We start from the raw sequence: 16499 nt of genomic DNA on the forward strand, positions 1-16499 counted from the left end.
TGCCATGATCTACGACACGCTGCTCGCGCCCTTCCTCGACTTCGAATTCATGCGCCGCGCGCTTGCCGCCGTGATCGCGCTGTCGCTCGGCGGCGCGCCGATCGGCGTGTTCCTGATGCTGCGGCGGATGAGCCTCGTCGGCGACGCCATGGCGCACGCGATCCTGCCGGGTGCCGCGATCGGCTTCCTGCTTTCCGGCCTCAATTTGTTCGCGATGACGACCGGCGGCCTGATCGCGGGCTTTGCGGTCGCGATCCTCTCGGGCCTCGTCTCGCGCAGTACGGGGCTGAAGGAGGATGCGTCGCTCGCGACCTTCTATCTCGCCTCGCTCGCGCTCGGCGTCACCATCGTTTCCGTGCGCGGCACCAATATCGACCTTCTGCACGTGCTGTTCGGCAATATCCTCGCGATGGACGACCAGACCCTGCTGGTGGTCGCCTTCAACGCCACGGTCACCGTGCTGGTGCTGGCCGTGATCTACCGGCCGCTGGTGGTCGAGAGCGTCGATCCCGTCTTCCTGCGCACGGTGAGCCGTGCCGGCGGACTTGCGCATCTGGTGTTCCTCGCGCTCGTCGTCATCAACCTCGTCAACGGCTTCCAGGCGCTCGGCACGCTGCTCGCGGTCGGACTGATGATCCTGCCGGCGGGGATTGCGCGGTTCTGGTCGCGCGACATCACGCCCATGATCTGCATCGCGGTCGCAAGCGCCATCGTTTCCGGCTATGCGGGACTCGTGCTGTCGTTCCAGACGCGGATTCCCTCCGGGCCGGCCGTGATCCTGGTCGCCGCTGCGCTCTACCTCGCCTCGGTGCTGTTCGGCAGCGCCGGAGGCCTGGTGCGGCAGGCATTTCCCGGCCGCCATCTCGAGGCGTGAGCATGATCCGGAAAAGTGTGCAGCGGCTTTCCCTCGCGACAAGCGCGGAACGGATTTGCGCGGAGATCATGCTCGATCAAAAATCCAGAGCGCGATGGCGATTCAACCTGATGCTACCGCGCTTCGGGAGCGCGGCGATGCGGCGGGTGCTTCGAGCCCTGGGCGTTGCGCTTCTGCTGGCGGCTTCCTCGGCGCAAGCCGGCGACCGTCTGCGCGTGGTCGCCAGTTTCTCGATTCTTGCCGACTTCGTGCGCGAGATCGGCGGCGACCGCGCCGAGGTGACGGCGCTGGTCGGCGCCAATGGCGACGTGCATGTCTATTCGCCGACGCCGGCGGATGCGAGGCAGGTCGCGGAAGCGAGGCTCGTCGTCGTCAACGGGCTCGGGCTCGAAGGCTGGCTGCCGCGGCTGGTGCAGTCCTCGGGTGGCAAGGCCGTCATCGTCACCGCAACGAACAGCATCGCCCCGCTCAGGCTCGGCTCCGCCGCCGATCCGCATGCCTGGCAGTCGGTCGCCAACGCCAGGATCTATGTGCGCAACATCCGCGATGCGCTCGTCGCCGCCGATCCCGCCAATGCCGACATGTTCCGGGCCAATGCCGAGCGTTATGGCGCAGCCCTCGATGCGCTGGAGACCGAAGTGCGCGCCGCGATCGCCGAGATCCCCGAGGGGAGGCGCAAGGTGATCTCGACCCACAACGCCTTCGGCTATTTCGCCGCCGCCTACGGCATCGCCTTCATTGCGCCTTCGGGCGTCTCCACCGAGAGCGAGCCCGGCGCGCGCGACGTCGCCGCCATCGTCAGCCAGATCAGGGCAGCCCGGATACCCGCGGTTTTTATCGAAAATGTCAGCGACCCCCGGCTGATCGAGCGGATCGCGGCCGAGACCGGGGCCAAGGTGGGCGGAACGCTGTTTTCAGACGCCCTGACCGGCGAAAACGGCCCATGCCCCACTTACATTGAGCTGGTCAGGCACAATATAAGGACCCTGACGCGCGCGCTGAAAGGCTAGCACCCGCTTTCCGAAGTTCGTAATACGAAGCCCCGCACTCTCGAACGAACTTCGGAAAGCAAAGGGTGCCAGCGAATCTATAATTCTAGTGCCGGCTTTCGATTTGAAGTTCCTGGTCGAAGTTGCCGCGATCGGTGCAGGAACTTCAAATCGGCGGCACTAGGGCGGGGGCCACCCCGCCCCTGGCGCGCCGGTGGCATGACCCTGCAAGCTGGACTGCTTCTTCGGCGGGGTCGTGCGTAGCTGGAAAATTTGGGGCGTCATGGCGGCCGCCGGACGCTCCGCTTCGGAGTTGTCATGACTGATTCCTCGCTCTCGCCATCCTCATCCAAAGTCCCCGTCACAGTGCTGACCGGCTATCTCGGCGCCGGAAAGACCACCCTTCTCAACCGCATCCTCTCGGAAAATCACGGCAAGAAATACGCCGTCATCGTCAACGAATTCGGCGAGATCGGCATCGACAACGACCTGATCATCGGCGCCGACGAGGAAGTGTTCGAGATGAACAACGGCTGCATCTGCTGCACCGTGCGCGGCGACCTCGTGCGTATCATGGAAGGGCTGATGAGGCGCCGCGGCAAGTTCGACGCCATCATCGTCGAGACCACCGGGCTCGCCGATCCGGCGCCGGTGGCGCAGACCTTCTTTGTCGACGAGGACGTGCAGAAGAACGCGCGGCTCGACGCCGTGGTGACGGTGGCGGACGCCAAATGGCTGTCCGACCGGCTCAAGGACGCGCCGGAAGCCAAGAACCAGATCGCGTTTGCCGACGTCATCGTGCTCAACAAGACCGACCTCGTCAGCAAGGCCGAGCTTTCCGAAGTCGAGGCGCGGATCCGCGGCATCAACCCCTATGCCAAGCTGCATCGCACCGAGCGCTGCAAGGTGGCGCTGGCAGACGTGCTCGAGCGCGGTGCCTTCGATCTCGACCGCATCCTGGAGATCGAGCCGGATTTCCTCGAGGCCGGCGAGGAGCATGATCACGACCATCACCATCACGATCACGACCATCACCATCACGATCATGGCCACGGGTTGAAGCACTACCACGACGAGGAGATGCAGTCGCTCTCGCTCAAGACCGACAAGCCGCTCGACCCCACGCGGTTCATGCCGTGGCTGCAGAACCTGGTCGCGAGCGAAGGCCAGAAGATTCTGCGCTCCAAGGGCATCCTCGCCTTCCACGACGATGACGACCGCTACGTCTTCCAGGGCGTGCACATGATGCTGGAAGGCGACCATCAGCGGAAATGGAAGGACGGCGAGAAGCGCGAAAGCCGGCTCGTCTTCATCGGCCGCGAATTGCCGGAGGAGGCGATCCGCGCCGGCTTCGAAAGCTGCATCGTCTCGTGATGAGCTCGTTCGATCCGGGCGCAGGCCAGGCGTCCATCGCATCGGTCACCGACCGCGTACAGCCGGTCGTGATCGGCGCACCGGTCACCGCGATCCACTATCTCGGCGAGCGCGCCGCCTTTGTCGGCGCCGAGGAGAGCGTGGCGCTGGTCGACCCCAAAGGCGAGATCAGCCGCGTCGCGGTCCATGGCGGCGGCATCCTGTGCGTGGCTGGTGACGGCGATCGCATCGTTTCCGGCGGCGATGACGGCAAGGTTGCCTCGCTCGATGCCAAGGGCGAGGTGACGGTGCTCGCGACCGATCCCAAGCGGCGCTGGATCGACAATGTCGCCGTCCATCCGGACGGCGCGGTCGCCTGGTCGGCGGGGAAAACCGCATTTGTGAAAAGAGCAAAGGGCGAGGAGAAATCGCTCGAGGTCCGCTCCACCGTCGGCGGGCTCGCCTTTGCGCCCAAGGGCCTGCGGCTCGCGGTCGCGCATTACAGCGGCGTGACGCTGTGGTTTCCGAACATGGCGGCGAAGCCGGAATTCCTTGAATGGGCCGGCTCGCACCTCGGCGTGGTGTTCAGCCCCGACAACCGTTTCCTGGTCACCACGATGCACGAGCCCTCGCTGCATGGCTGGCGGCTCGCCGACAACCGGCACATGCGCATGTCCGGCTATCCAGGCCGGGTGAGGTCGATGTCGTGGAGCGCGGGCGGCAAGTCGCTCGCGACCTCGGGTGCCGACACCGTGATCCTGTGGCCGTTCGCGAGCAAGGACGGGCCGATGGGCAAGGAGCCCGCGATGCTTGCGCCGCTGCAGGCGCGCGTGTCGGTGGTTGCCTGCCATCCGAAGCAGGAGGTGCTTGCGGCGGGCTACAGCGACGGCGCCATCCTGATGGTGCGGCTGGAGGACGGCGCCGAAATCCTGGTGCGCCGTAACGGCACCTCGCCGGTCGCGGCGCTGGCCTGGAACGCAAAGGGCACCATGCTCGCCTTTGCCGGCGAGGATGGCGAAGCAGGCCTGCTCGCGCTCTAGTGTCGTTGGTTCCGGCGGGAACCCGCAGACCCGCCGCTCGTTGACAGGGCGTGAGGAAAGCGGGGTTGAGCGCCATGGTTATCGACGACAGGGGACGGGCCTATCGCAGGGACATGCTGCTCGCCGCCGTGCTGGTGACGGCCGGGCTGGTGATAGCCGGGGTTTCGCTGCTCGAATTGAGCCTGGGCCCGCCGCGGCAGATGGCGCAGGCGACACAGCCGCTGCAACCCACGTCGCCTTCGCCGTCGCCGAGCGCCGCGCCCGCGGAATCGAAGCCGGGCGGTGAGCGCCCGACCACGCCGGCGCCGGAGCCCGCGCGTCCGAGCCCCGATGCGCAGAAGGCAGGAGCCCAGCCGGCGCTGCCGCCCGCGCCAGCGGAAAAGGTCGCCCCGCCGATCAACGACAAGAAGTGAGCCGCCGTGACTTCGCCACCGCGCGCCTTCGCGGCGGGAATGTGACAGGCCCCGCGCGCTGACGTCGTTTTGACCGTCGTGCCGGTTTTACGGCCTCGCCTGGGCGCGTCGTGAGTCCCATAATCGGCCCCAACCAATCAGCCACGGGGCATGCCATGAAGATCGACGACGTCAGGCGAACCGCCTATTCGATGCCGCTGACCAACCCCGCCTTTCCGATGGGGCCCTACCGCTTCTTCAACCGCGAATATTTCACCATCACCTACCGTACCGATCCGGAGGCCCTCGCGGCCGTGGTGCCGGAGCCGCTCGAGCTCGCCGGCTCGACGGTCAGCTATGAATTCATCCGCATGCCGGATTCCACCGGCTTCGGCGACTACACCGAGACCGGGCAGGTGATCCCGGTACGCTTCAAGGGTGAGGACGGCGTCTACGTGCATTCGATGTATCTCGACGACGAGGCGCCGATTGCCGGCGGCCGCGAGCTCTGGGGCTTTCCCAAGAAGCTGGCGCGGCCGAAGATGGAAGTCGAAAGCGACGTGCTGGTCGGCACGCTGCACTACGGCTCGCTGCTCTGCGCCTCCGGCACGATGGGCTACAAGCACCGCAAGGTCGATCACGACACGGTGCTGAAGGCGATGAAGGTGCCGAACTTCATCCTCAAGATCATTCCCCATGTCGACGGCAGCGCGCGGGTCTGCGAACTCGTGCGCTATCATCTCGAGGACATCACCCTGAAGGAAGCCTGGACCGGGCCCGCCGCGCTCGGGTTGTTTCCGCATGCGCTCGCCGACGTGGCGCGGCTGCCGGTGCGCGAGGTGGTCTCCGCGCTGCACTTCAAGGCCGACCTGACGCTCGGCCTCGGCAGCGTGGCCTTCGATTACCTGGCGAAGTAACGCGCGGCGGCCACTGGTCCATCAACGTCATGCCCCGCGAAAGCGGGGCATCCAGTACGCCGAGACAATCGTAAGACACTCGACGCCCGTGTTGACTGGATCGCCCGGTCGAGCCGGGCGATGACAGGTGGGCGTCACCGCACCAGCACGTTCCTGAACTGCCAGGGATCGGAGGTGTCGATGTCCTCCGGGAACAGGCCGGGCCGGTCGGTCAGCGGCGTCCAGTCGGTGTAGAAGCCCTTCACCGGGCCGAGATACGGCATCTGGATTTCGAGGCAGCGGCGGAAATCCAGCTCATCCGCCTCGACGATTCCCGCGCTCGGGTTCTCCAGCGCCCACACCATGCCGGCGAGCACGGCGGACGACACCTGCAGGCCGGTCGCGTTCTGGTAGGGCGCGATCTGCCGCGTCTCCTCGATCGATAGCTGCGAGCCGTACCAATAGGCGTTCCTGGCGTGGCCGTAGACGAGGACGCCGAGCTCGTCGATGCCGTCCTCGATCTCGTTCTCGTCCAGGATGTGCCAGGACGGCTGCATCTTGCCGGTGGCGCCGAACATCTCGTGCAGCGACAGCACCGCGTCGTTGGCCGGGTGATAGGCGTAGTGGCAGGTCGGCCGGTACACGACGTTGCCGCCGTCGCGCACGGTGAAATAGTCCGCGATCGAGATCGACTCGTTGTGGGTGACGAGGAAGCCGTATTGCGCGCCCGGCGTCGGGCACCAGGAGCGCACGCGGGTGTTGGCGCCCGGCTGCAGCAGATAGATCGCAGCGCCACAGCCCTCGGAATGGGTGCGGCCGTTGTCCGGCATCCATTTCTCGTGCGTGCCCCAGCCGAGCTCGGCCGGCTGCAGGCCTTCCGACACGAAGCCTTCCACCGACCAGGTGTTGACGAACTTGTTCATCGGCCTCGGCTTCTTGGAGCGCTGGGTGTCGCGCTCGGCGATGTGGATTCCCTTGACTCCGAGCTTCTGGGCAAGGCGCGCCCAGCCGTCGCGGCTCTTCGGCTCGTTGAACTTGAGATTGGTGTCGCGCGCGATGTCGAGCAGCGCCTGCTTGACGAACCAGGACACCATGCCGGGATTGGCGCCGCAGGTGGAGACCGCGGTCACCCCGCCCGGGCTCTTGTGCTTGGCCGCCAGCAGCGTCTCGCGCAGCGCGTAGTTGGAGCGCTTCTCGGGGCCGGCGCTCTTGTCGAAATAGAAGCCGAGCCAGGGCTCGACCACGGTGTCGATATAGAGCGCGCCGACCTCGCGGCACAGCGTCATGATGTCGACCGAGGAGGTGTCGACCGAGAGGTTGACGCAAAAGCCCTGGCCGTCGCCGGCGGTGAGCAGCGGCACCAGCAGTTCGCGGTAATTGTCGCGGGTGACGCCCTGCTTGATGAAGCGCACGCCATGCTTCTTCGCAAGCTCGCCGTCCTCATGCGGATCGATGATCACGAAGCGCGACTTGTCATAGTCGAAGTGCCGCTCGATCAGCGGCAGCGTGCCCTTGCCGATCGAGCCGAAGCCGATCATGACGATGGGGCCGGAAATCTTGGCGTGGACCTGCGAAGGCGGGGTCATGGCATACTCCGAAAGCGGTTGGGAAAACGAAACGCGGTGGATTAGTCGGTGCGACGCTTGGCGGTCACCTCGATCTCGACCTTCATCTCGGGCTTCAAAAGCGCCGAGACGACGAGCAGCGTCGCTGCCGGGCGAATGTCGCCGAGCACGTCGCCGCAGACGGCAAAGTGCGCGTCGGCGTCGGTGACGTCGGTGAGGTAGTAGGTCGCGCGCACGATGTCGGCCATCGCGAAGCCGGCCTCATCGAGGGCGGCCTCGATGGTCTTGAAGCAGTTCCGTGACTGGCTCGTGACATCTGAAGGCATGGTCATGGTCGCATAATCGTAGCCGGTGGTGCCGGCAACGAAGGCGAAATCGCCGTCGACGACGGCGCGACTGTAGCCGGCGGTCTTCTCGAAGGGAGAGCCGGTGGAGATGAGACGGCGGGACATCCAGCACCTCAGTCTAGTGGTCCGATTCTAACATTCGCTCCCACTTTGGGAGGCACGTTTGCGAATGTTAGAATCAAAGGACCACTAGCAAATTGTTGATGCCAGTGGAGCTTTGGATTTGACGTTCGCATAAGGGAATCTCGGCAAGCGTGTAGCGAACGTCAAATCCGCTCCACTGGTTTTATGCGGTTTACGGACATTTTCGCGGGACGCGCAACCCCCAAGCTCATGTCAGGGCAAGTGATGCGTCACGTCGCTGGCGGCGCGGCCGGGCGAACTCCAGCGCCGTGCGAAGATGTCGCGGATGATCATCACGGTCAGCATGACCATCAGGATCGTCGTGACGATGCTGCGAAAGCGCGGGGCCGCGGCACCGCGCGTGGGCGGTTTCTGCGTCATGATTGCGCCTCTTAAGCCGCGCGTCGAACGGCGCGGGGCGCCTTGCCGGCCCGGGCTGCCTCGATTTTGAGCAGGCTCGCGCCGGTCGGCACGATCAGGCCCGCGGCGCCGTCGAGCGCGCCCGCGGCGAGTTCAAGGCCGAGCAGCCGCGCCGACTCGAACGGCCCCGGCAGGGTGAGCGCGGCGGTCTTCTCCGCCGAGAAGCCGAAGCGGGCATAGTAGGGCGCATCGCCCAGAAGGATCACCGCGCGATGGCCATGCGCACAAGCCGCCGCGAGCGCATGGTCCATCAGCGCGGTCCCGGCCCCGAGCTTGCGGCAGCTATCGTCTACCGCAAGCGGGCCGAGCATGAGCGCCGGGATGCCCCCGGCGCTGACGTGCCACAACCGCACAGTGCCTGCCAGCCGACCGTGGCGCACGGCCGAGAAGGCGAGGCCTTCGGCGGGCGCGCGTCCGTCGCGCAGGCGCTGGCAGGTGCGCTGATGGCGGTTCTCGCCAAAGCAGGCATCCAGCAGCGCTTCGCGCGCGGCGACGTCGAAAGCCCGCTCCGCACGGATCGCGAACGGAGCGGCTTTCGGGTGGAGGGCAACGGGGCTTTTCCGAACAAGGGTCATGGCACGTCAGTCCCCGCTTGCCGCGGCGATCCGGCCGCGGAAGCGTTGTCGAATAGAAACAGAAATGTCAGGGGAGGGAGCCGGCGCGCCGGCTCCCGGTTACTTGCGCCTGATCACGCCGCTTGGCGAGATCAGATGTGGTAGGTCTTCAGCGGCGGGATGCCGTTGAAGGCCACCGACGAGTAGGTCGACGTATAGGCGCCGGTGCCCTCGATCAGCAGCTTGTCGCCGATCTCGAGCGTCACCGGCAGCGGGTACGGCACCTTCTCGTACAGCACGTCGGCGGAGTCGCAGGTCGGGCCCGCGAGCACGCACGGCGTCATCTCCGCCCCGTCATGCGGGGTGCGGATGGCGTAGCGGATCGACTCGTCCATGGTCTCGGCGAGACCGCCGAACTTGCCGATGTCGAGATACACCCAGCGCACCTCGTCCTCGTCGCTCTTCTTGGAGATCAGGACCACTTCGGTCTCGATGACTCCGGCATTGCCGACCATGCCGCGGCCCGGTTCGATGATGGTCTCCGGGATCTGGTTGCCGAAATGCTTGCGAAGCGCGCGGAAGATCGACCGGCCGTACTGCACGACCGGCGGAACGTCCTTGAGGTACTTGGTCGGGAATCCACCGCCCATGTTGACCATGGAGAGGTTGATCCCGCGCTCGGCGCAGTCGCGGAACACGGTCGAGGCCATCGCCAGCGCCCGATCCCACGCCTTCACCTTGCGCTGCTGCGAGCCGACATGGAACGAGATGCCGCAGGGTTCGAGCCCGACGCGCTTGGCGAGGTCGAGCACCTCGACCGCCATCTCCGGGTCGCAGCCGAACTTCCGCGACAGCGGCCATTCCGCGCCGGCGCAGTCGTACAGGATGCGGCAGAACACCCGCGCACCGGGGGCGGCGCGCGCGATCTTCTCGACCTCGGCGGCGCAGTCGACCGCGAACAGGCGAATGCCGAGCGCGAAGGCGCGCGCGATGTCACGCTCCTTCTTGATCGTGTTGCCATAGGAGATGCGGTCCGGCGTCGCGCCGGCGGCGAGCGCCATCTCGATCTCGGCGACCGTCGCGGTGTCGAAGCAGGAGCCGAGCGAGGCGAGCAGCGACAGCACTTCGGGCGCAGGATTGGCCTTCACCGCGTAGAACACGCGGCTGTCGGGCAAAGCCTTCGCGAAGGACTGATAATTCTCGCGCACGACGTCGAGATCGACGACGAGGCACGGCTCGGTGTCGCGGCCCTCCTGGCGGCGGGTGCGCAGGAATTCCTGGATGCGTTCGGTCATGGCACTCTCCCAAACGGCCCCAGCGACGGGGTCCCGTTAGCAAGTGATGCCGGTCATGAGTGCTTTGGCGTTGCCGCACGATGGAGACGCGACAAAGCCTCGAACTCAAACCGACTGTGCTGCCGTGGATTGGTTGGGAGTGTTTCCCGCCCGCTCACCTGGCAATGAAGGACAAGCCTTTTCAGTAGCCCGCGCCGGCGGTGGAATGCCGGTAGAGACCAAAAAAGCCCGATCCGTCGTTGCTTTAAGTCGCGTCCCCCGTGGAGAGCGGGGTGCGCCGGTTCGCCTCCGGCTGCCAGTCACGGTTGCAAGGAGCGGAGAGACCTTCAGCGGCATCTCTTGAGAGAGATGCTGGCCTCTTAAGTCGTCGACCTCGTGAGGTCTCGGTCCTAAGCGACCCTCGGTTCTTCATCCCCTTGGCGGCTGTCCGGCCTCTTGTCCGGATACCTACCGACTGACACACGACCACAGGCACGTGCGAAATTGGGCAAGAGTGCAAATAAGCTTTTTGACTCTGCTTCGCAACAATTTTTTTAGGCTGAGGACGAAATTGCCTAACGCGAGCTTGCGAAAGGCGCGCGAGCGGTTCTCGAAGATGAACAGGCGTTAAGAAAGCGTAAGCAAGTTATGCCTGCGGCACAGCGGCTTCTTGCACAGCGCCACTAGCTGCGTTTGGTGAACGGCTCGATGCGCTGCGCGGCGCGGATGAAGGTCACCATCACGAACACGCCGATCGCAAACAGCACCGCCTGCAGGATGTGGGCGCCGGTGTCGTCGAGCCCGAACAGAATCGCGAGCGCCCAGCCGCCGGCAAACGCCGCGCCGAACACCTCGGCGCCGATCAGGATGGCGGCGCTGATCACCGTGACGACGCTCGGCCAGACGATCTCGCGCGAGGTGGTGGGGGAGCTCTGTGCGTTCATGGCAAGGGGTCCTGTTTGAGGGCCGCAATCTCTCCGAAAAGGCCCGCGTCAGCAAGCGCAAAAGGCGCAAAAAAGCCCTATCGCGTGCTATGATTTAGCGCATCAAATTGGGACGAAATCGGGATTTTTGCGATGTCTGAAAACCTCGACGCCACGGCTCCGCCGGAGCCGCAGGCCAACCCGCTCCTGCTCGCGTGGGAGACGCCGCATCAGGCGCCGCCCTTCGCCGATATCAGGCCGGAGCACTTCATCCCGGCCTTCGAGCAGGCCTTCGCCGACCACGCCGCCGAGATCGCCGCGATCACCCATGACCCGTCGGCGCCGGACTTCGCCAACACCATCACGGCGCTGGAGCGCTCGGGCAAGCTGCTGAACAAGGTCTCGGCCGTGTTCTACGACCTGGTCTCCGCCCACTCCAACCCCGAGATCCTCGCCATCGACAAGGAGATCTCGTTGCGGATGGCGCGGCACTGGAACCCCATCCTGATGAACGCCGTGCTGTTTGGCCGCATCGCCATGCTCCATGACAACCGCGCCAGCCTGACGCTGACGGGCGAGCAGATGCGCCTGCTCCAGCGCACCTATACGCGCTTCCACCGCGCCGGCGCCGGCCTCTCGGACGAGGCCAAGAAGCGGATGGCCGAGATCAACGAGCGGCTGGCCCAGCTCGGCACCACCTTCAGCCACCATCTGCTCGGCGACGAGCAGGAATGGTATCTCGAGCTTGGCGAGGACGATCGCGCCGGGCTGTCCGACAGCTTCGTCGCCGCCGCCAGGGCTGCGGCAGAAGAGCGCGGCATGGCCGGCAAGGCGATCGTCACGCTGTCCCGCTCCTCGGTCGAGCCGTTCCTGCAGAGCTCGGCCCGGCGCGACCTGCGGGAGAAGGTGTTCAAGGCCTTCATCGCCCGCGGCAATAACGCCAACGCCAACGACAACAACGCCGTGATCGTCGAGATCCTGCAGCTCCGCGAGGAGAGCGCGAGGCTGCTGGGCTATCCGACCTATGCCGCCTACCGCCTGGAAGATTCCATGGCCAAGACGCCGGAGGCGGTGCGCGGCCTCCTGGAGCGGGTCTGGAAGCCGGCGCGGAAGCGCGCGCTCGCCGACCGCGACGCCCTGCAGGCGCTGATCGCGGAGGAGGGCGGCAATTTTGCGCTCAGCCCCTGGGACTGGCGCTACTACGCCGAGAAGCTGCGGCAGGCCAAGGCCAATTTCGACGATGCCGCCATCAAGCCCTACCTCTCGCTCGACCAGATGATCGCGGCCGCCTTCGACTGCGCCACCCGCCTGTTCGGCATCACCTTCGCCGAGCGCAAGGACATTCCGGTCTGGCATCCGGACGTCCGGGTCTGGGAGGTCAGGGACGCGGCCGGGCGCCACAAGGCGCTGTTCTATGGCGACTACTTCGCCAGGCCCTCGAAGCGCTCCGGCGCCTGGATGACCTCGCTGCGCGACCAGCAGACGCTCGACGGCGAGATCACGCCGCTCATCATCAATGTCTGCAATTTCGCGAAAGGCGCCGAGGGCCAGCCGTCGCTGCTGTCGCCGGACGAAGCCCGCACCCTGTTCCACGAGTTCGGCCACGGCCTGCACGGCATGCTGTCGAACGTCACCTATCCCTCGCTGTCGGGCACCAGCGTGTTCACCGATTTCGTCGAGCTGCCCTCGCAGCTCTATGAGCACTGGCAGGAGCGCCCCGAGGTGCTGCAGCGTTTCGCCCGGCACTACCAGACCGGGGAGCCGCTGCCGGAGGACTTGCTGCAGCGGTTCCTGGCCGCGCGAAAATTCAACCAGGGCTTTGCCACGGTGGAGTTCGTCGCCTCCGCGCTGGTCGACCTCGAATTCCACACCCAGCCGGCGGCCGCCAGCCACGACGTCGGCGCCTTCGAGAAGGCGGAGCTCGAGAAGATCGGCATGCCCGCCGAGATCGTGCTGCGGCACCGGCCGACCCAGTTCGGCCACATCTTCTCCGGCGACCACTACGCGGCGGGCTATTACAGCTACATGTGGTCGGAGGTGATGGACGCCGACGCCTTCGGCGCGTTCGAGGAGGCCGGCGACATCTTCGATCCCGCCACCGCCAAACGGCTGCACGACGACATCTATTCCACCGGCGGCTCGGTCGATCCGGAGGAGGCCTATGTCGCCTTCCGTGGCCGGGAGCCGGAGGCCGACGCGCTGCTGCGCCGCCGCGGCCTCGTCGACATGCCGGAGGCGGCTTAAGGTGCGCGCCGCGCTCTGCCGGCTGGTCGGCCTCGCGCTGCTTCTGTTGCTTGGCGCCGGCGCGGCGCAGGCGCATCCGCATGTCTGGATCACGGCGACCAGCGAGGTGCTCTACGCGCCCGACGGCTCGATCACGGGCGTGCGTCACGCCTGGACCTTCGACGACATGTTCGCGACCTATGCGCTGCAGGGCATCGAGGCCAAGACGAAGGGCGCCTATAGCCGCGAGGAGCTCAGCTCGCTCGCGCAGACCAATGTCGAGTCGCTGAAGGAATTCGCCTACTTCACCTTCTTCAAGGCGGACGGCAAGAAGCAGAAATTCCAGGAGCCGGTCGACTATTTCCTCGACTACGACAAGGGCCAGCTCACGCTGCACTTCACCCTGCCGCTGAAGGCGCCGGTGAAGCCGAAGCAGCTCGTGCTGGAAGTGTTCGATCCCTCCTTCTTCATCGACTTCAAGATGGCGGACAAGGACCCGGTCCGGCTCGCCGGCGCGCCGTCGGCCTGCCAGATGCAGCTGCAGCGTCCGAATGACGGCACCGCCAGCGCCCAGGCGATGAACGAGCAGACTTTCCTCGATGGCGGCGCCAACGCCAATTTCGGCGCCATGTTCGCCAACAAGATCACGGTGGATTGCCCATGATGTCACGCGCCATGCTTTCCACCCGCGCGCTGGCGGCGGTGCTTGCGCTGCTGGCCGTCATCGTGGCCTGCGACGCAGCGACGCATCTGCTGATGGCGCAGGCGCCGTTCGGCGCGCCGAAGGCGGCGCCGGAGCCCGCGGTCGGCGGCATCGTCGGCTGGCTGCTCGCCAAGCAGTCGGCGTTCTACCGGGAGATGTCCGCAACCATACGCGCCGCGAAGTCCGACGGCTCGGCGGTATGGACGCTGCTTCTGATCTCCTTTGCCTATGGCATCTTCCATGCCGCCGGACCCGGCCACGGCAAGGCGGTGATCTCCTCCTATCTGATTGCGAACCAGGAGAGCGCGCGGCGCGGGATGGTGCTGTCGCTAGCCTCCGCGCTGCTGCAGTCGCTGGTCGCGGTCGTCATCGTCGCTGTCGGCGCCTGGCTCCTGAACGTCACCGCGAAAACGATGTGCTCGGCTGAGAAGGCGATCGAGATCGCAAGCTATGCCCTGATCGCGGCGTTCGGCGCGCGGCTGGTGTGGAGCAAGGGCAGCGGCCTGATCCGCGCGCTGCGGGTCAAGCCGGTATTGCCGGCCCCGGCGATGCCGGCGCTCGCGGTCGCCGGGCATCATCACGACCACGAGCAGCATCATTTCGATCACGGCCATGATCACCACCACGATCATGACCACGGCCACGGCCACGGCCATCATCACCATGGCCATGATCATCACCACGATCACCATGGCCACGACCATGGCGGCGCCCATGTTCATGACGCCCATTGCGGCCATTCCCATGGGCCGATGCCGAGCGAGCTCGAGGGCCCCGGCGGCTGGCAGCGGGGACTGGGTGCGATCGTCGCAGGGGGGCTGCGGCCGTGCTCGGGCGCGATCCTGGTGCTGGTGTTTTCGCTGGCGCAGGGCCTGTTCTGGGCCGGCATCGCCGCGACCTTCCTGATGGGGCTGGGGACCGCGATCACGGTGGCGACCATCGCGGTGATGGCGGTGACCGCGAAGGATATCGCGCGGCGGCTGAGCGCGGCCGGCGAGGGCAATGGCGCGCTGTTCATGCGCGGCATCGAATTCGCCGCCGCCGGCCTCGTGCTGCTGTTCGGCGTCGGGCTCCTGCTCGGCTACATCGCGGCCGAGCGGACGACCTGTTTCTAGCTTGCCGGAACGCCTTCTAGTGGTCCGACGCCAACATTCGTATCCCCTTTGCAGCAGGCACGTTTGCGAATGTTGGCGTCAAAGGACCACTAGCAAATATAGGATTCTAGTGGAGTTTTGGATTTGACATTCGCTTGCGGGATTCGCGGCTGGATGGGTAGCGAATGTCAAATCCACTCCACTAGCTCGGCAGAAAGCGCTGCAGCGCCGGCATGAAGAAGATCGCGACGTTGATGGCGAAGCCGAGGCTCCACAGGATCGACCGCAGCGTCGGGCGATTGCCGATATAGGTGAAGACGTAGGCCACCCGCACGATCAGGAACAGGATCGAGAGCTCGTCGACCAGCCGCTGCGGGCAAAGGCGGAATTCGGCCAGCAGCACGGCGGCGGCGAAGAACGGAAAGGCCTCGATGCCGTTCTGGTGCGCGCCCAGCGCCCGCGAGGCGATCGGGCCCTCATAGAAGGCGGGATCGCGCGGCCGCGCGTTGTCGAAGCGGCGAAACCCGATCCATTTGATCGGGGCGATCGTCAACAGGCTGAGCAAGAGCGCCCCGAAGACGCACCATTCGGCGACCGTCATGTTCCTCCTCACCGTCCCGGTCAGACAGTAGCGAAGGCGGCCTTGCCTTGACAAGGATGGCGCAACGCGCGAATCCAGCCTCGCCATGTCCGTCGCCGTCCCGATCGACAACACCAGTGCGCTGCCGCGAGCGAACCTCGAGCGCGTCGGCGTGCTGCTGGTCAATCTCGGCACGCCCGACACCGCCGATGCGAACGGCGTGCGGGTCTACCTGAGGGAGTTCCTCTCCGATCCGCGCGTGATCGAGAAGCAGGGCCTCGTCTGGAAGCTCGTGCTCAACGGCATCATCCTGCGCAGGCGCCCGCCCATCAAGGCGCGGGATTACCTGAAAATATGGAACACCGAAAAGAACGAGTCGCCGCTGAAGACGATCACGCGCGCGCAGGCGCAAAAGCTTGCAGCGGCGCTGTCGTCATATCCGCACGTCGTGGTCGACTGGGCGATGCGCTACGGCAACCCCTCGATCCGCGAACGCATCGCGGCGCTGGCGGACCAGGGCTGCACGGGGCTTTTGGCGGTGCCGCTCTATCCGCAATATTCGGCGTCGACGTCGGCAACGGTCTGCGACGAGGTGTTTCGCGTGCTCGCGGCCCTGCGTGCGCAGCCCACCTTGCGGGTAACCCCGCCTTACTACGACGATCCCGCCTATATCGAGGCGCTCGCCGCCTCGATCAATTCGTATCTCGCCACGCTTCCTTTCAAGCCCGAGAAGATCGTGGCCTCGTTCCACGGCATGCCGCAGGACTATGTCGACAAGGGCGATCCCTATTACGCGCAATGCGTTGCGACCTCAGACAGCCTGCGGCGGCAGCTCGGCCTCGATGCCGGGCAGCTGCTTCTGACGTTCCAGTCCCGCTTCGGCACCGACGAGTGGCTCAAGCCCTATACGGACGCGACCATTGCCGGGCTCGCCAGGGATGGCGTGCGTCGCATCGCGGTCATCACGCCCGGCTTCGCCGCCGACTGCCTGGAGACGCTGGAGGAGATCGCGCAGGAGAACGCCGAGATCTTCAAGCATAATGGCGGCGAGCAGTTCGCCGCGATCCCCTGCCTCAACGACAGCGACGGCGGCATGGAGGTGATCCGCCGCCTCGTGCTGCGCGAGCTGCAGGGCTGGATCTGACGGGA

17 protein-coding genes are annotated in these 16499 nt (G+C 65.8%); 10 read left to right on the plus strand and 7 right to left on the minus strand.

Going from position 1 to position 16499, the window contains the following annotated elements:
• Window positions 1–4: 4 nt before the first annotated feature.
• From QOU61_RS06415 to QOU61_RS06440, 6 genes are all read left to right on the plus strand, one after another.
• Complete coding sequence (locus QOU61_RS06415; RefSeq protein ID WP_289657276.1) at window positions 5–874, plus strand: metal ABC transporter permease; 870 nt, start codon at window positions 5–7, stop codon at window positions 872–874.
• A gap of 137 nt (window positions 875–1011) precedes the next feature.
• The gene (locus QOU61_RS06420; RefSeq protein ID WP_289657277.1) at window positions 1012–1884 is read left to right on the plus strand and encodes a metal ABC transporter substrate-binding protein; all 873 of its coding nucleotides are present in this window, start codon (window positions 1012–1014) and stop codon (window positions 1882–1884) included.
• Between the two features lie 297 nt (window positions 1885–2181).
• Entirely contained in the window at window positions 2182–3237 is a 1056-nt protein-coding gene (locus QOU61_RS06425; protein ID WP_289657278.1) for a CobW family GTP-binding protein, read from the plus strand.
• On the plus strand, window positions 3237–4256 hold the full coding sequence (locus QOU61_RS06430; protein WP_289657279.1) for a WD40 repeat domain-containing protein: 1020 nt from the start codon (window positions 3237–3239) through the stop codon (window positions 4254–4256). Before QOU61_RS06425 ends, QOU61_RS06430 begins: the two co-directional genes overlap by 1 nt.
• Window positions 4257–4330: 74 nt before the next feature.
• On the plus strand, window positions 4331–4669 hold the full coding sequence (locus QOU61_RS06435) for a hypothetical protein (RefSeq protein ID WP_289661324.1): 339 nt from the start codon (window positions 4331–4333) through the stop codon (window positions 4667–4669).
• Window positions 4670–4824: 155 nt separating this feature from the next.
• Window positions 4825–5565 (plus strand): acetoacetate decarboxylase, encoded by a 741-nt coding sequence (locus QOU61_RS06440; RefSeq protein ID WP_289657280.1) that lies wholly within the window; start codon window positions 4825–4827, stop codon window positions 5563–5565.
• A gap of 134 nt (window positions 5566–5699) precedes the next feature.
• On the opposite strand, the gene QOU61_RS06445 is transcribed toward QOU61_RS06440, so the two are convergent.
• From QOU61_RS06445 to QOU61_RS06470, 6 genes are all read right to left on the minus strand, one after another.
• Entirely contained in the window at window positions 5700–7130 is a 1431-nt protein-coding gene (locus tag QOU61_RS06445; protein ID WP_289657281.1) for a homospermidine synthase, read from the minus strand.
• Between the two features lie 41 nt (window positions 7131–7171).
• On the minus strand, window positions 7172–7561 hold the full coding sequence (locus QOU61_RS06450; RefSeq protein ID WP_289657282.1) for a RidA family protein: 390 nt from the start codon (window positions 7559–7561) through the stop codon (window positions 7172–7174).
• Between the two features lie 231 nt (window positions 7562–7792).
• Complete coding sequence (locus tag QOU61_RS06455) at window positions 7793–7960, minus strand: hypothetical protein (RefSeq protein WP_289657283.1); 168 nt, start codon at window positions 7958–7960, stop codon at window positions 7793–7795.
• A gap of 11 nt (window positions 7961–7971) precedes the next feature.
• Entirely contained in the window at window positions 7972–8574 is a 603-nt protein-coding gene (locus tag QOU61_RS06460; RefSeq protein WP_289657284.1) for a GNAT family N-acetyltransferase, read from the minus strand.
• 131 nt (window positions 8575–8705) lie between these two features.
• Entirely contained in the window at window positions 8706–9848 is a 1143-nt protein-coding gene (locus QOU61_RS06465) for a type III PLP-dependent enzyme (protein ID WP_289657285.1), read from the minus strand.
• 662 nt (window positions 9849–10510) lie between these two features.
• Window positions 10511–10771 carry a hypothetical protein gene (locus QOU61_RS06470; RefSeq protein WP_289657286.1) on the minus strand — a complete coding sequence of 87 codons (261 nt, stop codon included), beginning with the start codon at window positions 10769–10771 and terminating at the stop codon, window positions 10511–10513.
• A gap of 132 nt (window positions 10772–10903) precedes the next feature.
• Between QOU61_RS06470 and QOU61_RS06475 the strand changes: the two genes are divergently transcribed.
• From QOU61_RS06475 to QOU61_RS06485, 3 genes are read left to right on the plus strand one after another with little or no spacing between them, the layout of a single operon-like run.
• Window positions 10904–12994: a M3 family metallopeptidase gene (locus QOU61_RS06475; RefSeq protein ID WP_289657287.1), complete on the plus strand. Its 2091-nt coding sequence runs from the start codon at window positions 10904–10906 to the stop codon at window positions 12992–12994.
• 1 nt (window position 12995) lies between these two features.
• Entirely contained in the window at window positions 12996–13637 is a 642-nt protein-coding gene (locus QOU61_RS06480) for a DUF1007 family protein (protein ID WP_289657288.1), read from the plus strand.
• Complete coding sequence (locus tag QOU61_RS06485; RefSeq protein ID WP_502876892.1) at window positions 13634–14791, plus strand: nickel/cobalt transporter; 1158 nt, start codon at window positions 13634–13636, stop codon at window positions 14789–14791. Before QOU61_RS06480 ends, QOU61_RS06485 begins: the two co-directional genes overlap by 4 nt.
• A gap of 181 nt (window positions 14792–14972) precedes the next feature.
• On the opposite strand, the gene QOU61_RS06490 is transcribed toward QOU61_RS06485, so the two are convergent.
• On the minus strand, window positions 14973–15371 hold the full coding sequence (locus QOU61_RS06490; protein ID WP_289657289.1) for an MAPEG family protein: 399 nt from the start codon (window positions 15369–15371) through the stop codon (window positions 14973–14975).
• 85 nt (window positions 15372–15456) lie between these two features.
• Between QOU61_RS06490 and hemH the strand changes: the two genes are divergently transcribed.
• Entirely contained in the window at window positions 15457–16494 is a 1038-nt protein-coding gene (hemH, locus tag QOU61_RS06495) for a ferrochelatase (RefSeq protein WP_289657290.1), read from the plus strand.
• The last annotated feature ends 5 nt before the right edge of the window (window positions 16495–16499 follow it).

Source organism: Bradyrhizobium sp. NP1 (genome assembly GCF_030378205.1).
Classification (GTDB): Bacteria; Pseudomonadota; Alphaproteobacteria; order Rhizobiales; family Xanthobacteraceae; genus Bradyrhizobium.